Origin of the sequence: Amycolatopsis sp. NPDC051373, assembly GCF_040689465.1 — a bacterium.
Taxonomy (GTDB): Bacteria; Actinomycetota; Actinomycetes; order Mycobacteriales; family Pseudonocardiaceae; genus Amycolatopsis.
This window is the reverse complement of the sequence record NZ_JBFBAE010000005.1, coordinates 355,009-375,434: the sequence shown is the minus strand read 5'-3', so window position 1 is coordinate 375,434 and position 20,426 is coordinate 355,009. Positions and strand designations below refer to the sequence as shown.

The following is a 20,426-nucleotide window of genomic DNA, read 5'->3' as shown; positions in this document are numbered from 1 at the left end:
GACAAGCAAAACGGCCGCCGGAAATAACCCGGCGGCCGCCTCCTCGTTGTGTCCCTCAGTTCTTCTGGTGGTAGGCCTCCACGACCTCCGACGGGATCCGGCCCCGGTCGGAAACCGCGAAACCGTTCTTGCGCGCCCAGGCGCGAATGGCCTGGTTCTGCTCGCGGTCGACGGTGGCCGGGCGGGCCGAGGCCTTCGCACCCGCGACCGGGCGCAGCGCGGCGCGCTTGCGGCCGCCGGCACGGCGCGCGTGCTCCACGTACTGGGCCAGTGCGTCGCGCAGCTCTTCGGCGTTTTCCGAGGAGAGGTCGATCTGGTAGGTCACACCGTCCAAACCGAACTCGACGGTCTCTTCGGCCTCACTGCCGTCGAGGTCATCGACCAGGGAGACGAGCACCTTCTGTGCCATCTGATTCCTCCTGCGGGGCTTACGCGAATGATCTGGTTACGGGGCGAGCCCCGGGACAGAAGTCTTTGTCACTCACATTAATACCCGCTCATCCCCCGGCGTGCAAATCTCGTTTGAGATAAACCCCGCCGGTTCCTACCGTCGGGTGGGGTTATTCAGGCCGTACGAGGGGGAAGAGGATCGTCTCCCGGATACCGAGACCGGTCAGCGCCATGAGCAGCCGGTCGACTCCCATTCCGACACCGCCGCTCGGTGGCATTCCGTACTCCAGGGCGCGAAGGAAATCCTCGTCGAGACGCATGGCCTCGCTATCACCCTGTGCCGCCAGGAGGGACTGTTCGGTGAGGCGCTGCCGCTCCACGACCGGATCCACCAGCTCGGAGTAACCCGTGGCGAGTTCGAAACCGCGCACGTAGAGGTCCCACTTCTCCGCGACCCCGGCCCGGCTGCGATGCTGCCTGGTCAGAGGGGATGTCTCGAGCGGAAAATCACGCACAAATGTGGGCGCGGTGAGATCGTCGCCCACGAGGTGTTCCCACAGTTCTTCGACCAGTTTGCCGTGGGTGAGCTTCGGGTCCACCTCGATCTCGCGCGCCGCGGCGATCTTGTGCAACCGCTCGGCGGGAGTCTCGGGTGACACTTCTTCACCCAATGCCTCCGACAGCGACTCGTACATGCCGAGCGTCGTCCATTCGCCGGAAAGGTCGTACTCCGTTCCGTCGACGAGGGTGACGACCTGGGTGCCCAGCACGTTCTCCGCGGCCTCCTGGATGAGTTCGCGGGTCATCACGGCATTCGTGTCGTACGTGGCGTAGGCCTCGTAGTACTCCAGCATCGCGAACTCGGGCGAGTGCGAGGAGTCGCTGCCCTCGTTGCGGAAGTTGCGGTTGATCTCGAAAACCTTCTCGATCCCGCCGACCACGCAGCGCTTGAGGTAGAGCTCCGGCGCGATGCGCAGGTACAGCTCCAGGTCGAACGCATTCGAATGCGTGACGAATGGCCTGGCCGCGGCGCCGCCGTGCAGCGTCTGCAGCATCGGCGTCTCGACCTCGGTGAATCCGCGGCGGTGGAACGACTCGCGCAGCGAGCGCACCACGCCTGCGCGAGTGCGCACCACATCGCGGGCCCGATCGCGCAGAATCAAGTCGACATAACGCTGCCGGATTCGCGTTTCCTCGGCGAGGTCGGAGTGCGTGTTGGGCAGCGGCCGCAGCGCCTTCGACGTGAGCTGCCACTTGTCGGCCATCACGGAAAGTTCACCGCGCTTGGAAGTGATCACCTCGCCGGCGACGAATACGTGGTCACCGAGATCGACATCGCTCTTCCACGACGCGAGCGACTCCTCACCGACCTTCGCGAGGCTGAGCATCGCCTGCAGTTCCGTGCCGTCGCCCTCACGAAGAGTGGCGAAACACAGTTTGCCCGTATTGCGCAGAAACATCACCCGGCCGGTGACGCCGACCGTCTGACCAGTGGCGGTGTCGGGTGCGAGATCTGTGTGCGCGGCCCGGATCTCGGCGAGCGAGTGAGTGCGGGGAACCTCTACGGGGTAAGGATCGACACCCTCCGCGATTATCCGGTCGCGCTTGTCCCGGCGCACCCGCATCTGTTCGGGCAGGTCGTCTTCGGGCAGCGCGTCGGGCGCGGGGAATTCGGTCATGGCCCATAGCGTACGAACCCGCTGGTCGGCGACGCCAACCGGATTACCCTTCGAGGCACCGGCGCTGCCTTTTCCCGTATTAGTCTCGGTTCTCGTGACCGATCCCACGTATGACCAGGAACTCCACGCCCGCCGCGCCTCGTCGTTCGGCGGCCACGCCGCCGCCTACGCCGAGCACCGGCCCGACTACCCGCAGGCCGCCGTGGAATGGGGGCTCGCCGGCGCCGGGCACGACGCGCACGACGTGCTCGACCTCGCCGCCGGCACCGGAAAGCTCACGCAGGGGCTGGTCGACCTCGGCCTCACCGTGACCGCGGTCGAGCCCGACGAGGGCATGCTCGCCCAGCTGTCCAAGCTGCTGCCGGACACGACGGCGCTGATGGGCAAGGCCGAGGACATCCCGCTGGCCGACGAGTCCGTCGACGCGGTGTTCATCGGACAGGCGCTGCACTGGTTCGATCTCGAGCCCGCGTTCGCGGAAATCCGCCGCGTGCTACGCCCGGGCGGGGTCGTCGTGGCGCTGTGGAACCACGACGACGCGACGGTGGAGTGGGTGGTCGAGTTCTCGAGGCTCGTGCGCACGGGCGTGAGCCGACTGTTCCGCGACGAGAACGAGGGCCTGACGGCAGCCGGCTTCGAGCCGTTCGAGGACCACGAGTTCCCGCACACGCATCGCCGCACGATCGACTCGCTGCTGGCCACCGTCGGCACGCACTCCAACTTCCTGGTCGCCGAAGCAGCCGAACGCGACGCGGCACTGGCTGCCGCTCGTGAGTACCTCCTGGCGGTGCCGGAAGCGGGTGCGGGCGAGTTCGACTACCCGCTGGTGACGACTGTTTTCCGGGCGCGCAAGAGCTGAGGTTTCCGGCGACGAAGATCACCGGCAGGGCGTGCGAGTCGGTGCTAATTTCGGAACTGATGCCACTCGGCGTCCCGGACGAGAGCGTCGTACCCGGTCAGGACAAGACGGCGCAGTGAATGAACACGTCACTGCGAAAGGTTCTTGATCATGGCTTGGGCAGTTCTGGTTGTCGCGGGCTTTCTGGAAACCGTCTGGGCGGCCGCGCTGTCGGCCACGAAGGGTTTCACGAAGCTGTGGCCGACGGTGGTCTTCCTCGTCGTCCTCATCGCCAGCATGGGTGGTCTCGCGTACGCCCTGCGCAGCATTCCCCTCGGCACCGGTTACGTCGTGTGGGTCGGTATCGGTGCCGTGGGGACCGCCTTCTACGGCGTCTTCGCCCTCCACGACCCCGCGACGATCGGCCGCATCGCGTGCCTGGTGCTGATCGTCGCCGGGGTTGTGGGGTTGAAGGTGCTGCACTAAGGAACGGTGATCTCCAGCGCGTTGAGACGCTTCGGATCCCCGATGACGTCGATCGCCGTGATGCGGTCGCCGTCGAAGGTGAACGTGAGGACCACCTCGAGACGGCCGCGTGGGGCCAGCACCAGAGCGGGCAGGCCGTCGACCAGCGCGACCTGCGTGCCGCGAGCCCGGTCGGACGCGAGCAGCGCGCCCTTGCTCACGCTGCGGACGCCGCGCAGCACCACGGGCGCCGGAGCGCCCGAGACGACGGCGTCGGCCTGCAGCACCACATCGGGGTCGAGAAGCTGCAGCAGCGCCTCGAAGTCGCCGCCGCGCGCGGCCGCCAGGTAGGCCTCGACGGCCCGGCGGCTGCGCGTGACGTCCGCGGCCGGCTGCTCGCCCCGGACCCGGCGCCGGGCGCGGCTGGCCAGCTGGCGCACGGCGGCGGGCGTGCGGTCGAGCATCAACCCGATGTCCTCGAACGGCACCGCGAACATGTCGTGCAGCACGAACGCGATGCGCTCGGCCGGCCCCAGCGAGTCGAGCACGACCAGCAACGCGAGCCCCACCGAGTCGGCGAGCTGCGCTTCTGCCTCGAGGTCGAAGTCGTCGCCGCGCTCGAAGACCTCGGCGTCGAGCGAGTCCTCACACCGGCGTTCGCGCGTGCGCAGCTGGTTGAGGCACTGGCGCGAGACGACCGTGGTGAGCCAGGCGGGCAGGCTCTCGATCTCGGCCGAGTCCACGCCGTCGAGCCGCAGCCACGCCTCCTGCACGGCGTCCTCGGCCTCGCTCAGCGAGCCCAGCATCCGGTACGCGACGCCACGCAGCCGCGGGCGGTTCTCCTCGAACTGCTGCGCCAACCAGGCCTTTTCGTCCACGTGTCACATTCCTCCGTCGCGCGGGTTCACCGAAGTAGACACCGACAATCCCGGTCACGTGACCGGAACGGAGGAACCCGATGAGCACGATCCTCGTCACCGGCGGCACCGGCACGCTCGGCTGCCTCGTCACCCCGCAGCTGCGGGACGCGAAGCTGCGCGTGCTCAGCCGCCACGCCCGCAAGCCCGCCGACGGCATCGAGTACTTCGCCTGCGACCTGCTCAGCGGCGATGGCCTGGAAGCCGCGGTGGACGGCGTGGACGTGGTGCTGCACCTGGCCGGCGGCCCGAAGGGCGACGACGTGGCCACCGCGAACCTGGTGAAAGCCGCCGAACGCGCAGGGGTGGGCCACTTCGTGCTCATCTCGGTGATCGCCGCCGACCGCGTGCCGCTGGGTTACTTCACGCGCAAGTTCGAGGCGGAGAAGACCGTGATCGCCTCGGGCCTGCCGTGGACGATCCTGCGCGCCGCCCAGTTCCACGGCTTCTGCCTCGACGCCGTGCGCGCCGCCGCGAAACTGCCCGTCGTCCCCGTGCCGGGCGGCATGCGGTTCCAGCCGGTGGACGCCCACGACGTCGCGGCTCGCCTCGCCGAACTGACCCTCGGCGCGCCCGCCGGCCGCGTCCCCGACCTGGCCGGCCCGAAGATCTACACCATGCGCGAACTCGTCGAGGATTACTTACGGACCAACGGAAAACGCCGCCCCAAGCTGCCCGTCCGGCTGCCGGGCAAGGCCGGCCGCGCCTACCGCGCGGGCGACAACCTCAACCTCGACGCCGAAACCGGGACCCGCACCTGGGAGGAATTCCTCGCGCGCGACTAACGCACGTTTCGTTCATAAACCAACCGCAAGCCCAGCAACGTCAAATCGGGCACGTGTTCCTTGATCGTCTCCGATTCGCCGATCACCAACGGCGCGAGGCCGCCGGTCGCGATCACCGCGACCGGCTCGGTTTCCTCGCTGCGCAGCTCGCGCACGATGCGCTTGACGAGGCCGTCGACCTGGCCCGCGAAGCCGTAGAGGATGCCGGACTGCAGACATTCCACGGTGTTCTTGCCGATGACCGAGCGTGGCGGCACGAGCTCCACCTTGCGCAACGCCGCCGCGCGGGCGGCGAGCGCGTCCACGGAGATGTCGATGCCGGGGGCGAACGCGCCGCCGAGGAACTCGCCCTTGGCGGAGATGGCGTCGACGTTCGTGGACGTGCCGAAGTCGACCACCACGCACGCGGTGGCGTGCAGGTGGTGGGCGGCGAGGGTGTTCACGAGCCGGTCGGCGCCCACCTCCTTGGGGTTGTCCACGAGCAGCGGCACACCCGTGCGCACGCCGGGCTCCACCACGATCTTCGGCAGCCGCGAGTAGTAACGCCCGAGCATCACCCGCAGTTCGCGCAGCACGGCGGGCACTGTGGACAGTGCGCTGATGCCGGTGATCGCGTCCGCGTGCGGGCCGAGCAAGCCGCGCATGGTGAGCGCGAGCTCGTCGGCGGTCATGCGCGCGTCGGTGCGCATGCGCCAGTCGCCGACGAGCCGCTGCCCCTCGTACAGGCCGAGGACGATGTTGGTGTTGCCGACGTCGACGGTGAGCAGCAACGCGGACTTCCTTTACTGCGGCCCCGGTTTCGCCGCCGACTCAGTGGATCACAGTTATGACTTAGCTTTCCGCGTGCAGCAACGCGTCGAGGCGGCGCGCGTCCGCGGTTTCGGCCACGGGGAAGGCGATCGTGTCCTCCTCGGGCAGCGTGACGGTGCCGCTCAGAAGCCCCGACCCTTCCGGCGCGTGGGCCGGGTCGGTGCCGCGTTCGACGATCTGGTTGTCCTCGTCGACGAAGATCACCCGCGGCTTGTAGTTCAGCGCCTCCACGCTGTCCATCTGGCCGTAGGAGATGAGGATGACGAGGTCACCGGGGTGCACCAGGTGCGCCGCGGCGCCGTTGATGCCGAGCACGCCGCTGCCGCGCTCGCCCTTGATCACGTAGGTCTCGAGCCGGGCCCCGTTCGTGACGTCCACAATGGACACCTGTTCGCCCGGCAGGAGGTCGGCGGCCTCCATCAGGTCCTCGTCGACGGTTACCGACCCCACGTAGTGCAGATCCGCCTGCGTCACGGTGGCCCGGTGGATCTTCGACTTCAGCATCGTGCGGTACATCGTGGACTCTCCCTATTCCCCTGCGTCCAGATCCACACTCGGATGGTCCACAGCCCGTCCGAGCAGCACTCCCACGTTGTCGATCAGCCGGGTGCTCCCCACCCGGGCGGCGATCAACAACCGTGCCTCACCGTCGACGGGCGCCGGCCCGAGATCGGTTCCCCTCAGCTCCAGGTAGTCCACCTCCACCTGCGGACGCTCGGCGAGCGTCCGGCGAGCCATCGCCAGCACCGCTTCGGTCCCGTCGCGGCCGACGTGCGCCCCCGCGGTCAATGCCGCGGAGAGCACCACGGCGTCCTCCCGCTGCTCCGGCGTGAGGTACACGTTGCGGGAAGACAATGCGAGCCCGTCGCGCTCGCGGACCGTCGGCACCCCGATCACGCGGGTGTCGATGTTCAGGTCGGCCACCATTTTCTTGATCAGCACCAGCTGCTGGTAGTCCTTCTCCCCGAAGAACGCGTAGTCCGGGCGCAGCAGGTTGAACAGCTTCGCGACGACGGTGAGCACCCCGGTGAAGTGCCCGGGCCGCACGGCGCCTTCCAGCTCGTCGCCGAGCGGGCCGGGGTGCACGGTGACCATCGCGTTCTCGGTGTACAGGTCGCTCGCCTTCGGCGTGAAGGCCAGCTCGACGCCGGCTTCGGCCAGCGTCGCGAGGTCCTCCTCCATGCGCCGCGGGTACGCCTCGAAATCCTCGCCCGCGCCGAACTGCAGCGGGTTCACGAAGATCGACGCGGCCACGATCGTGTTCGGCAGGCGCTTCGCGCGGCGCATCAGCTCGCGGTGGCCGGCGTGCAACGCGCCCATCGTGGGCACGAGCGCCACCTTGTGGCCGACGCTGCGCAGCGCGCGGCTCACCTGACTGATGTGTTCGGGCGGCTGGTACGCGTTGAGCGTGGCGCGCTGGAACTTCGGTGTGGTCACGGGGTCTGCCCTTCGGCGGGGTCGTCGAGGAGGTCGGTCAGCTCGGCGGCGGTCGCCGCGTCGAGCAGGCCGGCGGCGCGGGACCGCTCGGCCGTGCGCCGGGCCAGTGCCCGGTAGGCCGGGGCGATCGCCGGCTCCGAGTCCGCGAGCACGGTGAGGTGCTTGCGGACGGTGCCGAGATCACCACGCGCCACCGGGCCGGTGAGGGCGCGGTCGCCGTGGCGCAGCACATTATCCAATGCGGCCGACAGCAGTGGCGCGACGAGTCGTTCCGAATGCCCGATTCCGGCTTCACGCAGCAGCTCCGTGCAGTCCGCGACGAGCGTCATCAGGTGGTTGGCGCCGTGCGAGAGCGCCGCGTGGTAGAGCGCGCGGGCGGCCTCGGGGATGCGCACGGGCTCGGTGCCCATCTCCACGGCCAGCGCTTCGCCGACGTTCCACGCCACCTCGTCGTCGGGCGCCGCCGTGACGCCGATGCTGGCGGTGCTGAGGCGTTCGAGGTCCTCGGCGCGGCCGGTGAACGTGAGCACGGGGTGCAGCGCGAGCGCCAGCGCGCCGGCCTGCGCGGCGGGCTTCAGGACGTCGACTCCGTGGGCACCGGAGGTGTGGACGACGATCTGGCCCGGCCGCAGCGACTCCGTCGCCACGAGCCCGCGGACCATGCCTTCGAGGGCGTCGTCGGGCAGTGCGAGCAGCACCAGGTCGGCACGGCGGACGACCTCGTCGGGCGGCAGCAGGGGGACGTCGGGTAGCAGGCGTTCGGCCCGCGCCAGCGACTCGGCCGACAGGCCGGATGCGGCGACCACCGTGTGCCCGGCCCTGGCCAGTGCGGCGCCGAGGACGCTGCCCACCCGGCCGGCCGAGACCACGCCCACCGCGAGGCGGGCCGGTCGGTTCATGGCGTGCGCCTGTGGACGCTCATGGCTCGAAACTCCTTGGCTCGTTCCAGTCCCGCTCTTCCGGCGCGGGTACCAGACGACGGCGCGAGAGTAGCCCCGTCGCGTCCGGATGGCGGAGCTCTGGTGACGAGCTTCACCCGGTCGTTCAATCGCGGAGGTAATTTAATCGCGCCTCGGGGATCTGTGTGGCGGAGGGCCGCCGCACCCCCGCTGAGCACGGGTTTCTCGACTCGATCGAGCTACCCCGCGAGGGGGATGACGATCATCGCGGCTCGCCCGCGGTGGCGAGACGCACGGCGTCGGCCCGAGCGGTTTTGAGGGTGCGCAGCAGCTCGTCCTGACGCTGCTGGTCCTCTTCGCTGCGGATGCTGTTGCGCCCCAGGAACGCGAGCTCCGACACGCTCGCCTGGTACAGCCCGACCGCCCGCGCCGCCGCTCTGCCGGACTCGCGTCTGGCCTGTCTGCGCCACGCACGGCGCCCCGAAAGACTCGCCAGCAGGCTGACCTCCGACTTCGCGATCCACCGGTCGGCCACCATCTTCGGCAACGCGGCGGCCACGATGCGTTGTTCGCGCCGCCGTTGCAGCACGATCACGTAGACCACACCGATGAACAGCGGCACCATGATCAGGAAGTACACGGTGAGGAACGCCTTCGAGCCACCGAGCGTGGCGGCGCTGTTCCACAGCGCGTGGAGGCAGACGCCCGCGAGGTACCCGGCCAGCGGCGCGACCACCCGCAACCACCGCTGCCGCGTGCGTGCCGCCACCCCGAAACCGATGCCCGCCATCACGGCGAACAACGGGTGTGTGAACGGCGACAGCACCCCGCGCAGGAAGAACGCGGCGAGCACGCCCGCGTTGGCGCCGTTGCCGAAGCCGTACTCGGCGAACGCGCGGCCGAAGTAGTAGATGTTCTCGGTGAACGCGAAGCCGGCCGCCGAGAAGCCCGCGTAGACGATCCCGTCGACCACCCCGTCGAACTCCGCGCTGCGGCGCCAGAAGATGAGCAGCACGAAGGCGTCCTTCGCAGCTTCTTCCACCAGCGGAGCGGAGACGAGCGCGCTCACCTTGGAGCCGTTGCCACTGCCGAGCAGGATGTCGCCCACGGCCTCGGCGCCACTGTTGATGACCAGCGCGGTGATCGTCGCGATGCACGCGCCCCACGCGAAAGCCAGCAACAGCAACTTCGCGGGCTCCGGCTCCCACCGGTCCACCCACAGGAACCCCGCGACCACCACCGCGACCGGCACGAGCGCCGCCAGCACCCCGATCGCCACCGCCCCCACGCCGACGCGCGCCGTGGCCAGCCCGAACAGGAACAGGCCACACAACGCCACGACGATCAACCCGACCACGGGCAACAACACCGTGACCCGACGCGGAAGACGAGCACCTGGTCTCGCCGCTGAGCCCTTCGTGGTGGGGAGGGTTCCGTTCACGAGCGGTCACCATACGGGGGTGAGGTGTGTGGTGCTGGCTGTGGCTCTTCGAGGCCGCGGTTTTTCCGGGATAGGCAACGGCTGCGCGGGAGTCGCCGCTCATCTCGCGGCGGCCGGTTGTTTCGACAGGCGGGGTCACGAGCACCGATCCGGCTCGGCCCCCACTCGTGTTCACCGGCGCCGGCCACGGCTGCGGCGAGCGGCTCCTCGGGTTCGAAGCCAGTGCGCCGCCGAGGTTTGGCCTCTCCCGCCGCGACGAATCCGGCTCGAACCGACGACCGCGCTCTCCGGCTCCGGCCACAGCAGCCGCGCTTCCCGGCGCAGCGGCGCCGCGCGACCGAGATTTCGGTGCTGCTTCTCTCGTCACCGAAGACTGCGCGGCCCACGTCGCCACCACCGCCCAAGTCGATCGGGCGAGCGAGCCGGCGCTTCGCGCGGCGGCGTGAGGCTTGCGGAAGGCTGATACACAGCGAAAAGCCCCGGCCCAATCATCATGGGCCGGGGCTTTCCGGGAGGTTCAGTCTTCTGCGCGACGACGTCGCCGCGGCGCTGATTCCGCAGCGCCATTGGCGGCCAGGAGTTCCGTGACCGACCGGCCCGCCGTGTGAGAGCCGCTCGCCGGCGCGGCGTCGGCGGAGCGGCGGCCGCGGGAGGGGGTTTCCTCCGGGGCCTCCACCGGGGGCACGTTGCGGCGGCTCTGCGAAGCCCGCTCGGTGACCACGCCTTCCCAAGCGGGGGGCTCGCCGTCCGGGCGACGGCGGCGGCCGCTTCCGGGCGTTTCGGCCGGCTCGTCGTCGGAGCGGCGGCGGCGACCGCCGGAGCTCTTGGCGGCGGTGCTGCGGACCGACTCCGGCAAGGTCGGGTTGACCGGCTCCTCGGGTTCGTCGCCCGAGTTCGAGTGAGCCCCGTGCCGCGTCGAGGGGGCGGAGTCGGCCAGGGGCGACAGGTCCGCGCGCGAGAACTGCTCCAGACGCGAAGGCTTGCGCTGGCCCGGTTCCGCGTGCGGGGGCTCCGGAGTTTCCGTCACGGGCGGGAGGTCGGTGCGTGACGCGGTGGCCTCGCGGGGCTTCGGCGGGGTGTCGCCGGAGGAGCGGCGGCGCTCACCGAAGTCGGCGGACGCGTCCCACGCCGGCTTCCACGCACCCGTGGACTCGCCGGTCGGCTGGTCTTGGCGGCTCACGCGGGGCAGGTCGGGCCGGGACACCTCGGCGTGCGAGACCGGGGGTTCGACCCGTCGCAGGTCCGGCCGCGACGCCTCGGCGCGCGACACCGGTGGCTCGACGCGACGCAGGTCCGGCCGCGACACCTCAGCGCGCGACACCGGTGACTCCACCTGACGCATGCCCGGACGCGAAACCTCGGCCCGCGGCACCTGGCGCGTTTCCTCGAGCGACTCGGGCTTCGCGACCGGCGCGACGGTGCGCGTCGGCTGCGACTCGGCCGCGGAGGCCTGGCGACGCGCGGCTTCGGCACGCAGTTCGGCGGCCTTCACGGCGCGCGCGGCGGCCGACTCGGGCTCGGGTTGGGACGACGGCTGCGGAGCCGGCTTCGGCCGGTTCTGTTTCGGCCGCGCGAGCTGCTGCGTGCGCTGGGTGTTCAGCGCAGCGGGCGGTTTGCCGTTCGGTCCCTGGCCCTGACCCGGACCGTGCTGACCCGGCTGGCCCGAACCGTTGGCGGGCTTGCGCCGCCGTTCGGTGCCGGGGGTGTCGAGCACGCGGTCCATCAGCTCGGTGGGCCGGTCGTTGCCGACCTCGACCACCGGATTCTTCGGCGCCATGAGCTGCGCGGGCTTCTTGCCGTTGCCGTTCTTCGACTCCGAGCCGGCCGACACGAGCCGCTGGTCGTCGTTGAGCGAGCGCATGCGCGTGGCCTGCGCGGTGAGCGCGACGCGTTCCAGCAGCACCTCGCCACCGAACAGCGACTGCAGGCTCTCGCGCAGCGCCGACACCTCGGCGCGCAGCGCGTCGAGCTCTTCGCGCGACTGGGCCTCCGCGGTCTCCCTCGTCTCGGCTTCGATCTCCAGCTCGTACTCACGCCGAGCCGCGATCTCGCGTTCCAGTTCCAGTTCGTATACCGCCTGCGCCTCGGCGACCGCGTCCTCGCTGTGCGCCGCGTGCTTGCGATACCTCACGGCGAGGAAGGCGCCGATCAAGGCGGCCCACAGGGCTGCGACGATTCCCAACCGGAGGAACCGGAGGTCGTCGCTGAGCACCAGTGCGAGAGTGGCTCCGATGGCGAGGACGAATCCGACGACGAGCCACGGCCTGCCCAGAAGGCGGCCGCGCGAGTCGTCACCCACGCCGGTCATGACAGACACCGTACCTTCTAGTGATCCGAACGAGACCTAGTCGGTACTTCGAGCGGCAGGATCTGGTCGTTAACCGGTCGTCGGACGGTTGTCCTGGCGCTCGTCGCCGGGAGGGGTCCGGCAGGAGTGCTCGAGCCACAAAGCCGCAGCTACGAGCATCGCGGAGCACACCACACCGACCACCGCGGCACGGGTGTCGAAGACGCTGGCGACGAGTTCGTCACGTCGGGGAAAAACGTACGCGAACGCCGCCAGCCAACCCCCTGTCATGAAGGATCCGGCCAACGAAGACGCCTTCGCGAGCGCTACTGAGCGTGCGATGCCGATCGAGGCCGTCACCCGTCCGGCCTTGATTCTCGACCTGATCGTGTAAGCCATGATCGCCTCGATCACGGCGAGTACTGCGAACGTCACTCCTGCCAGCGTCGGGAGTCGGGGCAGGTCACCGTAGGCGAGCTGGAAGACGACGTAGACCAGGACCAGGCCGAGGACCGCGGCCACCACCAGCTCACGGGGCCGGGTGAAGTGCATGGGGTCTACCGTACCGAGAAGCCTTGACCCTCCAGTGACTGGAGACTCCACCATGCGTCGTGTGGGTGCCACCGCGGTCTTCACGATCGGCGAGCTGTCCCGGCGGACGGGACTGCCGGTCAAGACCATCCGCTTCTACTCCGACGAGGGCCTGCTCCCGCCCACGGAGCGCACCGACGCCGGCTACCGGCTGTACGACGGGCACGCGCTCGCCCGACTGGAGCTGGTGCGGACGCTGCGTGAGCTGGGGCTCGGCCTCGCCGACGTCGCTCGCGCCCTCGAGCGCGAGTCGTCGGTGCGCGACCTGGCCGTGCGCCACGTCGAGGCCCTCGACGAGCAGATCCGCAGGCTCCGGCTGCGCCGGGCCGTGCTGCGGGCGGTGGCGAAACGCGATTCCGAACTGGAGGAAGTGAAGCTGATGAACCGCCTCGCACAGATGTCCGATGAAGAGCGCAAGCGTCTCGTCGACGAGTTCTGGGCCGAGATGACCGAGGACCTCGCCGTGGACCCCGAGTTCTACGAGCGCATGGGTTCGGCCAAGCCCGAGCTGCCGGACGACCCGTCGCCCGAGCAGCTGGAGGCCTGGCTGGAGTTCGCCGAGCTCGTGCAGGACCCGGAGTTCCGCCGCCTGATCCGCGGCATGAGCGAGCGCCACGCGGCCGACCGCGACGCCGGCGCGTCGACCGAGGTCACGCAAGCCCAGCGGGACAACTGGTTCGCCTGGTCCGCCGACGCCCGCGCCGCCCTCGACGCGGGTCTGGGTGCGGACTCACCGGAGGGCCGCGCCTTGGCCACAACCATCGCCGTCGCCTCGGCCGGCCCGGACGACGACCCGGCAGACCCCGCGTTCCGCCGCGCCCTGGCCGACAAGTTCGCCTCCGGCGGCGATCCCCGGGCCGAGCGCTACTGGCAGCTGCTGGCGATCATCAACGGCTGGCCGCCGATCCCGAGCGCCCAGCCCGAGGTCGGCTTCATGCTGGCGGCGCTGCGGACCTGAGTGCGTGCCTGAGTGAGTGCGTTACCGCCGAATCGGTGAACGGCGGGCGAACGGCGCCGAGTCACCGAAACCGCAGGTCCGGCCGGAGGACGACACCCGCTTTGTCTTCCTCCGGCCGAGCCCGCAGGAGATCCGCGAGGGGACCGTGGCCCGGCAACACCGCATCCGGCTCGATTTCCAGCCACGGGATCAGCACGCTCGCGCGGTCCGGCGTACCCGGGTGCGGCAAGAGCAGGCGCGGGTCGTCGGATGTCACGGCGTCGACGGTCACCACGTCGACGTCGAGGGTCCGCGGGCCCCAGCGCAGCTCGCGGACGCGCCCGGCCGCCTGTTCCGCGGCCTGGGCCGTCGCGAGCCAGGCCCAGTGGTCGCGCGCGGGGTCGTCGACGACGCACACGGCGTTGAGGAAGTCCGGCTGGTCCTCGACGCCCCACGGCTTCGTCTCGTACACGCTCGACACGGCCACCAGCGCCGGCCCGACCATGTCCAGCGCGATGCGCAAGTACGCCAGCCGGTCGCCGAGGTTCGAGCCGAGCGAGAGGACGGCGCGGCTCACCGCTCGCGCCGGACGGTGACCGCGACGTCGTCGAACGTCAGCGGGATCGGCGCCGCTGGCTTGTGCACCGTGACCTCGACGGCGCTCAGCCGCGAGTCGCGCATGACCTCGTCGGCGATCTTGCCCGCGACGCTCTCGATGAGGTCGTAGGGCTCGCCCGCCACGATCCCGGCGGCCAGCTCGGCGAGCTCGCCGTAGTGCAGCGTTTTGGTCAGGTCGTCGGACGCGGCGGCCGGTCCGAGGTCCAGCCACGCGGTGACGTCGACGACGAACTCCTGCCCGTCGCGCTTCTCGTGCTCGAACACGCCGTGGCGGCCGAACACCCGCAGCCCCGTCAACGTGATGCGATCAGCCATCGGCCCGCCCCTTCCGCCACGCGGCCGCGACGGCGACCGCGTCGAGCGACGCGCCCACCTCGTGCACGCGCACTCCCCACGCCCCGGCCGCGGCGGCCAGGGCGGAAATCGCGGCGGTGGCGTTCTCGCGCCCGTCCGGCGGCCGCGGCTCACCGTCCTTTTCGGCCAGCAGCCGCCCGAGGAACCGTTTGCGCGAAGCTCCGACGAGCACCGGGAAACCCAGTGACAGCACTGAATCCAGGCCGTGCAGCAGCGCCCAGTCGTGCTCGGCGTGCTTCGCGAACCCGAGCCCGGGGTCGAGCACGATCGCGCTTTCGTCCACACCGGCGGCGAGTGCATCGTCCACTCTGGACTGGAGCTCGCTGCGCACCTCGGCCACGACGTCGGTGTATGTCGCGAGCTTGGTCATGTCCTTGCTGTGCCCCCGCCAGTGCATCAGCACCCACGGCACGCGGCTTTGCGCGGCGACGCGCCCCATGTTCGCGTCGGCGAGCCCGCCGGACACGTCGTTGATCACCCGCGCCCCCGCCTCGACGGCTGCCTCCGCGACGGAAGCACGCGTCGTGTCCACGGACAGCGCGACACCTTCGGACGCCAGCTGCCGGATCACCGGCAGCACCCGCGCGGCCTCGGTCTCCGCGTCCACGCGCAACGCCCCCGGCCGCGTCGACTCGCCACCGACGTCGATCAGGTCCGCGCCCCGCGCCCACATGTCGCGCGCGTGCTCCAGCGCCTGGTCGAGGTCGAGGTAGCGGCCACCGTCGGAGAACGAATCGGGCGTCACGTTCAGCACGCCCATCACGGCGCACCGCCCGGGCCGGGGCAGGCCCGAGATCACGGGCGCCGCCCCTTGATCAGCTCGATCGCCTCCGCGCGCGACGTCGGCGACGTCCGCATCAGCCCCCGCACCGCCGATGTCACCGTCAGCGAACCCGGCTTGCGGATGCCGCGCATCGACATGCAGAGGTGCTCGGCCTCCATCACCACGATGACGCCGCGCGGCTCCAGCTTGCGATCCAGCGCGTCGGCGACCTGCGACGTCAGCCGTTCCTGGACCTGTGGCCGCTTCGCGTAGAGGTCGACGAGCCGGGCGAGCTTGGACAGCCCGGTGACCTTGCCGTTGGCGTTCGGGATGTACCCGACGTGGGCGACGCCGTGGAACGGCAGCAGGTGGTGTTCACAGTTCGAATACATCGGGATGTCCGTGACGAGCACGAGCTCCTCGTGCGACTCGTCGAATGTCTTCGCGAGCACCTCGTCCGGGTCGAGGTACAACCCGCCGAACATCTCGCGGTACGCGCGGGCCACGCGGGCCGGCGTGTCACGCAGGCCGTCGCGGTCGGGGTCCTCGCCGCAGGCCAGCAGGAGCTCCCGAATAGCGCGCTCCGCCCGGTCCTGGTCGAAGACCGGGACCGGGCGGAGGCCGTCGTTGCTAGTGCTTGTCTGGTCCGTCCACGTCACGCCGCTGCTGCCCCTCGTCCGGCTGCTGGCCGTTCGCGCCGTCGGCGAACCAGCCCTGCTCACGCGGACGGTCTTCGGCTGGGCGCCAAGGCTGGCTGCCCGGCGACGTCGCCGGGGTCCAGCCCGGAGGCGCCCCGTAGTTGGGCGGACCGCTCTGCGTACCGCTCGGGCCACCCGGGTAGTAGCTGCCTGCCGGACCGCCCGGCTGCTGACCACCATACGACTGGGGCCAGCGACCGGTGCCGTTCGGCCCACCGTTCGGACGGCCGCCGTTGGGCGGCGGGGCGTACGGGTTGGCGTTCGGGTCGGGCGGCGTCGGCGGTGCGTACGGCGGCCCACCGGGGAGGTCACCCGCGCCCGCGGCGGTGCCGACGGGCGTCGGCTCCGGCTGCAGGACTGGCTTCGCCTTCTCCGGCGGGGGCCACGGCTCGCCGCGCTCCATCGCCAGCTCGCCCGGGGTCTTGATGGGCGGCTTGTCCGACGGGGTGCGTTCACCGAACTCGTTGAAGACGGTGATGTGCGGGCGCTTCTCGACGGTCGCGAAGATCCGCTCGAGGTCCTTGCGCTGCAGCGTCTCCTTCTCGAGCAGCTCCAGCACCAGGTTGTCGAGCACGTCGCGGTAGGTGTTGAGCACGTGCCACGCCTCGGTGTGCGCCGTCTCGATGAGCTTGCGCACCTCCTCATCGATCTCGTGCGCCACCTCGAGCGAGTAGTCGGCCTGCCGGCCCGCGGAGCGGCCCAGGAACGGGTCGCCCTGCTCCTGGCCGTACTTCACGGCGCCGAGCCGCGCGCTCATGCCGTACTCGGTGACCATGGAGCGGGCGATCTTCGTGGCCTGCTCGATGTCGGAGGAGGCACCGGTGGTGGGCTCGTGGAACACGAGCTCCTCCGCCGTGCGGCCACCCATCGCGAACACCAGGCGCCCGATCATCTCCGACCGGGTCATGAGCTGCTTGTCGTCCTCCGGCACGAGCAGGGCGTGGCCGCCGGTGCGTCCGCGCGGGAGAATCGTGAGCTTGTACACGGGCTCGATGTCCGGCATCGCCCACGCGGCGAGCGCGTGCCCACCCTCGTGGTAGGCCGTGATCTTCTTCTCCTTCTCGGAGATGATCCGGCTTTTGCGCGCCGGCCCGCCGACCACACGGTCGACCGACTCTTCGAGCTCGACTTCGCCGATCACGTGCCCGTTCTTGCGGGCGGTGAGCAACGCGGCTTCGTTCAGCACGTTGGCCAGGTCTGCACCCGACATGCCGACGGTGCGCTTGGCGAGGCCGGTCAGATCCACGCCCTGCGCGATCGGCTTGCCCTTGGAGTGCACATCGAGGATCGCCTTGCGGCCGCGCAGGTCCGGCGCCGACACGGGGATCTGGCGGTCGAACCGGCCCGGGCGCAGCAGCGCCGGGTCGAGGATGTCGGGCCGGTTGGTGGCCGCGATCAGGATGATGCCGCCGCGGGCGTCGAAGCCGTCCATCTCGACGAGCAGCTGGTTCAGCGTCTGCTCGCGCTCGTCGTGCCCGCCGCCGAGGCCGGCACCGCGCTGGCGGCCGACCGCGTCGATCTCGTCGACGAAGATGATGCACGGCGCGTTCTGCTTGGCCTGCTCGAACAGGTCGCGGACGCGCGAGGCGCCCACACCGACGAACATCTCGACGAAGTCGGAGCCGGAGATCGTGTAGAACGGCACGCCCGCTTCACCGGCGACGGCTCGCGCGAGCAGCGTCTTACCGGTACCGGGCGGCCCGTAGAGCAGCACGCCCTTGGGGATCTTCGCTCCGAGTGCCTGGTAGCGCGCCGGGTTCTGCAGGAAGTCCTTGATCTCGTACAGCTCTTCGACGGCTTCGTCCGCGCCCGCCACGTCACCGAACGTGGTCTTCGGCATGTCCTTGTTCAACTGCTTGGCCTTGGACTTGCCGAAGTTGAGGACGCGGTTGCCGCCGCCCTGCGCGTTGTTCATCATCCACATCAGCAGGCCCAGCACGAGGGCCAGCGGGATGGCGAAGATGAGGATCTGCGTCAGGATGCTCTGCTGCGTCACCTTGGTGTCGAACTTGACCGGCTGCTTGTTGAGGGTCGCGGAGTTCAGTTCGTTGTAGATGTTCACGGCCGCGTTCGCCGGGTACTGCGCGACGATCTGGTCGGTCTGGGTGCCGTTGACGTCGATCTTCTGGGTCAAGGACAGTTTGACCTGCTGTTCCTTGTCCTCGATGCTGGCTTCCTTGACGTGGCCCGCTTTGATCTGCTGGTTCGCCACGGAGATCGGAGCCTGGGTGTAGCCACGATCGCTGTCGAAGATCGTGTTGTAGGCGAACAACGCCAGCAACCCTGCGACGATCCACAGCAGTGGGTTCCTGAGCACGCTCTTCCGGTTCATACGACTCGGCCCTTGCGGCCTCGACCCTCCCTGGTTGGGCGGCTCCTGTGATACCCGCCATCACGATCTTGACAACCCGTGGTGCCCGGGCCAGCCCCACCAGGGTACCGCCCGTCCGGACGATCGACCCTTGTGAGCCTCACGCAGGTCAACGGGCAATACAGCACGAGGGTTCCCGGATGGTGCCGGTTCGCGTCACCCTAGCGTGTGTCGGCGGCCACTGAAGCCACCATCTCACCGAGTCGCGTCCGCAACGTCATCGGGTCCGCGGGCGCCACCGTCACCCATTCGCGGCCGTCGGATCCCGCTCGCGACAGGCTGAGGTAACGGCCCGTGGCGGTGTCGAACCAGCCCAGCACGCGGGACCGCTGCCGGGCTCCGAGCTGGGTACGGCTGTTCGCGGCCAGCTGACCGCCGCGCAGCCGCGGCTGGCCGGAGATGAGCGCGTACGTCTCGCGCGGGTCGACCGTCGCGCGCTCGCTCAGCGACTGGCGCTTCGCCCGCCGCCCCTTCTCCTCCGCCGCGCCGAGGCCGCCGGCCGCGACGGGCACACGGATCGGGCGTGTGTGCAACGCCTCGTCCAGCGGGAGTGTGATGGATGCCTCGCTGCCGCGGCGACCGCCGGGCAGCAGGTCGACGATCGTGGAGACCAGGCCGTCGGCAGGGGTTTCGCGCAGCCAGATGCCGTCGGCGTCCTGGATGGCCACCACGCCGGCGGCCCGGCCGTCGCCCGCGGCGAGCAGCGCGACGGGGTGGGCCTGGAACTCGGGGATGTGCAGCGCGTCGAGCGTGATCGGCGCGCGGGCGAGCAGGTTCAGCCACTCGTCCACGGGCGGTTCGAGCCGGCCGCGCGCGTCGCGGACGCCCCGCGCCTTGAGCTCGACATCGACCCGGTGCCGCAGCGATACGCGCTCGTCTTCCGTGGCACCGTGCGACCGCACGCGCAGCGGGTAGGGCAGCTCGCCGAGCCCGGCGGACTCCCAGAGGAAGTCGAACGCCAACGGCGAGAAGAACTCTTGGTGCATGCGGTGGTGCTCACCCTCCAGGATCGATCTCTTGCTCAGCGTAGCGCGAGCGTGCCCGGGCAGGAACGGCCTGAAGTGCTGAACTACCAGCAGCTCCTCAGAACGCCGCCGCGCTCTCCTGCCCCGCCGCGCCGGCCATCATCTCGCCGAGACGGTGCCGCAGGGTCGCGGCGTCGGCCGGCGCGATGGTGATCCAGTCACGGCCGTCGTGGCCGCGGGTGGCCTGCGTGAAGTAGCGGCCGGTCTCGGTGTCGAACCAGCTGAGCACCGGCGACCGGCTGCGCCCGCCGAGGCGGTTGCGCGCGTTGGCGCCGATCTGCCCGCCGCGCAGCCGGGGCTGGGCGTGCAGACGGGCCAGTGCCTTGCGGTCCTCGTCCACGCTCGCGCGGCCCGAGGCGTCGACCTGGTTGCCGCGGCGCTGCATGAAGTCGACGCCGGAGCTGCCCACGAGCTGCTCCAGCGGCACCGTGATCGACTTCTCCGTGCCGCGCGGGGCGCCCGGCAGGAGCGAGACGATGGCAGTGGCCAAGCCGTCGGCCGGGCACGGCTGCAGGTGCAGGCCGCGCTGGTCCTGTACGGCCAGCAGGCCCTGCTCGCCGACGAGGCCGGCGACGGCCAGCAGCGGTTCGGCGTTGGGGTCGAGCAGCTGCACCGTGTCGAGGCTCGTGTCGGGCGCGGCGAGGATGCCGAAGTACTCCTCGACGTGCGGCGCGGGCCGGCCGCGGCCGTCGGCGAGATCCCGCTGGGCCAGGCCGCCGAGCGTGCGCGCGCGCAGTGCGTCGCGCTCGTCGACGGTGGCGCCGTGCGAACGGATCCGCAGCGGGTAGGGCAACTCACCCAGCGCGGCCGACTCCCACAGGAAGTCCACCTCGAGCGGGGTGAGCAGCTCCGCGTTCGGCATCGACCAAACCCCCAAACCCCGTGTCACACCTTGTGTTCAGGACGTTGTGTTCAAGACAGACGCGGGGGCGGGGGGGGGTATTGCCGGCGCCCCCGCGGGGGGGGGGTGCTGGGGGGGGGGGTGGGGGGGGGCTCGGGGGGCTCCGCGCCGCCGCGCCGGGGGGGTTTGCCGACGCTATGGGTTTCGGGGTGGGGGGGAGACACCACCAAAGCCCTGAGCCCGGCGGCCCCGCCCCGCGGGGGGAGGGGGTGGTCGCCCC

Annotated in this window: 21 protein-coding genes and 1 riboswitch; of the genes, 4 read left to right on the top strand and 17 right to left on the bottom strand. The window is 70.3% G+C overall.

What is annotated here, in order from left to right:
• Positions 1 to 55: 55 nt before the first annotated feature.
• The gene (locus AB0383_RS12195) at positions 56 to 409 is read right to left on the bottom strand and encodes an Lsr2 family protein (protein ID WP_285971935.1); all 354 of its coding nucleotides are present in this window, start codon (positions 407 to 409) and stop codon (positions 56 to 58) included.
• A gap of 151 nt (positions 410 to 560) precedes the next feature.
• Positions 561 to 2,069, bottom strand: a complete 1,509-nt coding sequence (gene lysS, locus AB0383_RS12190; protein ID WP_364170751.1) for a lysine--tRNA ligase — start codon at positions 2,067 to 2,069, stop codon at positions 561 to 563.
• 94 nt (positions 2,070 to 2,163) lie between these two features.
• Between lysS and AB0383_RS12185 the strand changes: the two genes are divergently transcribed.
• Together AB0383_RS12185 and AB0383_RS12180 are read left to right on the top strand one after the other, a co-directional pair.
• Positions 2,164 to 2,928, top strand: coding sequence for a class I SAM-dependent methyltransferase (locus AB0383_RS12185; protein ID WP_366186888.1), 765 nt, complete (start codon positions 2,164 to 2,166; stop codon positions 2,926 to 2,928).
• Positions 2,929 to 2,983: 55 nt separating this feature from the next.
• Positions 2,984 to 3,045, top strand: a riboswitch (guanidine-III (ykkC-III) riboswitch).
• Positions 3,046 to 3,078: 33 nt separating this feature from the next.
• On the top strand, positions 3,079 to 3,393 hold the full coding sequence (locus tag AB0383_RS12180) for an SMR family transporter (RefSeq protein ID WP_366186886.1): 315 nt from the start codon (positions 3,079 to 3,081) through the stop codon (positions 3,391 to 3,393).
• Here AB0383_RS12180 and AB0383_RS12175 read toward each other — a convergent pair.
• On the bottom strand, positions 3,390 to 4,250 hold the full coding sequence (locus AB0383_RS12175) for a sigma-70 family RNA polymerase sigma factor (RefSeq protein ID WP_366186884.1): 861 nt from the start codon (positions 4,248 to 4,250) through the stop codon (positions 3,390 to 3,392). The genes AB0383_RS12180 and AB0383_RS12175 overlap by 4 nt on opposite strands.
• A gap of 80 nt (positions 4,251 to 4,330) precedes the next feature.
• Here AB0383_RS12175 and AB0383_RS12170 point away from each other — a divergent pair, with 80 nt between their 5' ends.
• On the top strand, positions 4,331 to 5,074 hold the full coding sequence (locus AB0383_RS12170) for an NAD(P)H-binding protein (protein WP_366186882.1): 744 nt from the start codon (positions 4,331 to 4,333) through the stop codon (positions 5,072 to 5,074).
• Here the strand turns inward: AB0383_RS12170 and AB0383_RS12165 are convergent.
• From AB0383_RS12165 to AB0383_RS12135, 7 genes are all read right to left on the bottom strand, one after another.
• Entirely contained in the window at positions 5,071 to 5,844 is a 774-nt protein-coding gene (locus tag AB0383_RS12165) for a type III pantothenate kinase (protein WP_360603552.1), read from the bottom strand. The genes AB0383_RS12170 and AB0383_RS12165 overlap by 4 nt on opposite strands.
• Before the next feature lie 61 nt (positions 5,845 to 5,905).
• Positions 5,906 to 6,400, bottom strand: coding sequence for an aspartate 1-decarboxylase (gene panD / locus AB0383_RS12160; RefSeq protein ID WP_364170617.1), 495 nt, complete (start codon positions 6,398 to 6,400; stop codon positions 5,906 to 5,908).
• Positions 6,401 to 6,412: 12 nt separating this feature from the next.
• Complete coding sequence (panC, locus tag AB0383_RS12155; protein WP_364170614.1) at positions 6,413 to 7,321, bottom strand: pantoate--beta-alanine ligase; 909 nt, start codon at positions 7,319 to 7,321, stop codon at positions 6,413 to 6,415.
• Complete coding sequence (locus AB0383_RS12150; RefSeq protein ID WP_364170611.1) at positions 7,318 to 8,220, bottom strand: DUF2520 domain-containing protein; 903 nt, start codon at positions 8,218 to 8,220, stop codon at positions 7,318 to 7,320. Before AB0383_RS12150 ends, panC begins: the two co-directional genes overlap by 4 nt.
• Positions 8,221 to 8,482: 262 nt before the next feature.
• The gene (locus AB0383_RS12145; protein WP_364170749.1) at positions 8,483 to 9,589 is read right to left on the bottom strand and encodes a PrsW family intramembrane metalloprotease; all 1,107 of its coding nucleotides are present in this window, start codon (positions 9,587 to 9,589) and stop codon (positions 8,483 to 8,485) included.
• 589 nt (positions 9,590 to 10,178) lie between these two features.
• Positions 10,179 to 11,969, bottom strand: a complete 1,791-nt coding sequence (locus AB0383_RS12140; protein ID WP_366186879.1) for a DUF6779 domain-containing protein — start codon at positions 11,967 to 11,969, stop codon at positions 10,179 to 10,181.
• A 69-nt stretch (positions 11,970 to 12,038) separates the two neighbouring features.
• Positions 12,039 to 12,500 carry a DUF3180 domain-containing protein gene (locus tag AB0383_RS12135; protein ID WP_364170606.1) on the bottom strand — a complete coding sequence of 154 codons (462 nt, stop codon included), beginning with the start codon at positions 12,498 to 12,500 and terminating at the stop codon, positions 12,039 to 12,041.
• A gap of 61 nt (positions 12,501 to 12,561) precedes the next feature.
• Here AB0383_RS12135 and AB0383_RS12130 point away from each other — a divergent pair, with 61 nt between their 5' ends.
• Entirely contained in the window at positions 12,562 to 13,497 is a 936-nt protein-coding gene (locus AB0383_RS12130) for a MerR family transcriptional regulator (RefSeq protein WP_366186877.1), read from the top strand.
• Between the two features lie 61 nt (positions 13,498 to 13,558).
• Here AB0383_RS12130 and folK read toward each other — a convergent pair whose 3' ends face one another.
• The 7 genes from folK to AB0383_RS12095 all read right to left on the bottom strand — a co-directional run bounded on the left by folK (position 13,559) and on the right by AB0383_RS12095 (position 20,167).
• Positions 13,559 to 14,053 (bottom strand): 2-amino-4-hydroxy-6-hydroxymethyldihydropteridine diphosphokinase, encoded by a 495-nt coding sequence (folK, locus tag AB0383_RS12125; protein ID WP_366186875.1) that lies wholly within the window; start codon positions 14,051 to 14,053, stop codon positions 13,559 to 13,561.
• A complete protein-coding gene (folB, locus tag AB0383_RS12120) occupies positions 14,050 to 14,409 on the bottom strand; it encodes a dihydroneopterin aldolase (RefSeq protein WP_220244809.1) in 360 nt (119 codons plus the stop codon). The genes folK and folB overlap by 4 nt, the downstream gene beginning before the upstream one ends.
• Positions 14,402 to 15,208 (bottom strand): dihydropteroate synthase, encoded by an 807-nt coding sequence (folP, locus tag AB0383_RS12115; RefSeq protein WP_366186943.1) that lies wholly within the window; start codon positions 15,206 to 15,208, stop codon positions 14,402 to 14,404. The genes folB and folP overlap by 8 nt, the downstream gene beginning before the upstream one ends.
• Before the next feature lie 35 nt (positions 15,209 to 15,243).
• The gene (gene folE, locus AB0383_RS12110; protein WP_366186873.1) at positions 15,244 to 15,870 is read right to left on the bottom strand and encodes a GTP cyclohydrolase I FolE; all 627 of its coding nucleotides are present in this window, start codon (positions 15,868 to 15,870) and stop codon (positions 15,244 to 15,246) included.
• A complete protein-coding gene (ftsH, locus tag AB0383_RS12105; protein WP_366186871.1) occupies positions 15,842 to 18,241 on the bottom strand; it encodes an ATP-dependent zinc metalloprotease FtsH in 2,400 nt (799 codons plus the stop codon). Before ftsH ends, folE begins: the two co-directional genes overlap by 29 nt.
• Before the next feature lie 200 nt (positions 18,242 to 18,441).
• The gene (locus AB0383_RS12100) at positions 18,442 to 19,266 is read right to left on the bottom strand and encodes an ESX secretion-associated protein EspG (protein WP_364170586.1); all 825 of its coding nucleotides are present in this window, start codon (positions 19,264 to 19,266) and stop codon (positions 18,442 to 18,444) included.
• A gap of 97 nt (positions 19,267 to 19,363) precedes the next feature.
• On the bottom strand, positions 19,364 to 20,167 hold the full coding sequence (locus tag AB0383_RS12095) for an ESX secretion-associated protein EspG (RefSeq protein ID WP_364170584.1): 804 nt from the start codon (positions 20,165 to 20,167) through the stop codon (positions 19,364 to 19,366).
• Positions 20,168 to 20,426: the final 259 nt, after the last annotated feature.

What these genes read in the sequence shown, in the direction of transcription:
- AB0383_RS12195 (WP_285971935.1), bottom strand. Translation starts at nt 409, where the DNA reads ATGGCACAGAAGGTGCTCGTCTCCCTGGTCGATGACCTCGACGGCAGT.
- lysS (WP_364170751.1), bottom strand. Translation starts at nt 2,069, where the DNA reads ATGACCGAATTCCCCGCGCCCGACGCGCTGCCCGAAGACGACCTGCCC.
- AB0383_RS12180 (WP_366186886.1), top strand. Translation starts at nt 3,079, where the DNA reads ATGGCTTGGGCAGTTCTGGTTGTCGCGGGCTTTCTGGAAACCGTCTGG.
- AB0383_RS12170 (WP_366186882.1), top strand. Translation starts at nt 4,331, where the DNA reads ATGAGCACGATCCTCGTCACCGGCGGCACCGGCACGCTCGGCTGCCTC.
- panD (WP_364170617.1), bottom strand. Translation starts at nt 6,400, where the DNA reads ATGTACCGCACGATGCTGAAGTCGAAGATCCACCGGGCCACCGTGACG.
- AB0383_RS12150 (WP_364170611.1), bottom strand. Translation starts at nt 8,220, where the DNA reads ATGAACCGACCGGCCCGCCTCGCGGTGGGCGTGGTCTCGGCCGGCCGG.
- AB0383_RS12140 (WP_366186879.1), bottom strand. Translation starts at nt 11,969, where the DNA reads ATGACCGGCGTGGGTGACGACTCGCGCGGCCGCCTTCTGGGCAGGCCG.
- AB0383_RS12135 (WP_364170606.1), bottom strand. Translation starts at nt 12,500, where the DNA reads ATGCACTTCACCCGGCCCCGTGAGCTGGTGGTGGCCGCGGTCCTCGGC.
- folB (WP_220244809.1), bottom strand. Translation starts at nt 14,409, where the DNA reads ATGGCTGATCGCATCACGTTGACGGGGCTGCGGGTGTTCGGCCGCCAC.
- folP (WP_366186943.1), bottom strand. Translation starts at nt 15,208, where the DNA reads ATGGGCGTGCTGAACGTGACGCCCGATTCGTTCTCCGACGGTGGCCGC.
- ftsH (WP_366186871.1), bottom strand. Translation starts at nt 18,241, where the DNA reads ATGAACCGGAAGAGCGTGCTCAGGAACCCACTGCTGTGGATCGTCGCA.
- AB0383_RS12100 (WP_364170586.1), bottom strand. Translation starts at nt 19,266, where the DNA reads ATGCACCAAGAGTTCTTCTCGCCGTTGGCGTTCGACTTCCTCTGGGAG.
- AB0383_RS12095 (WP_364170584.1), bottom strand. Translation starts at nt 20,167, where the DNA reads ATGCCGAACGCGGAGCTGCTCACCCCGCTCGAGGTGGACTTCCTGTGG.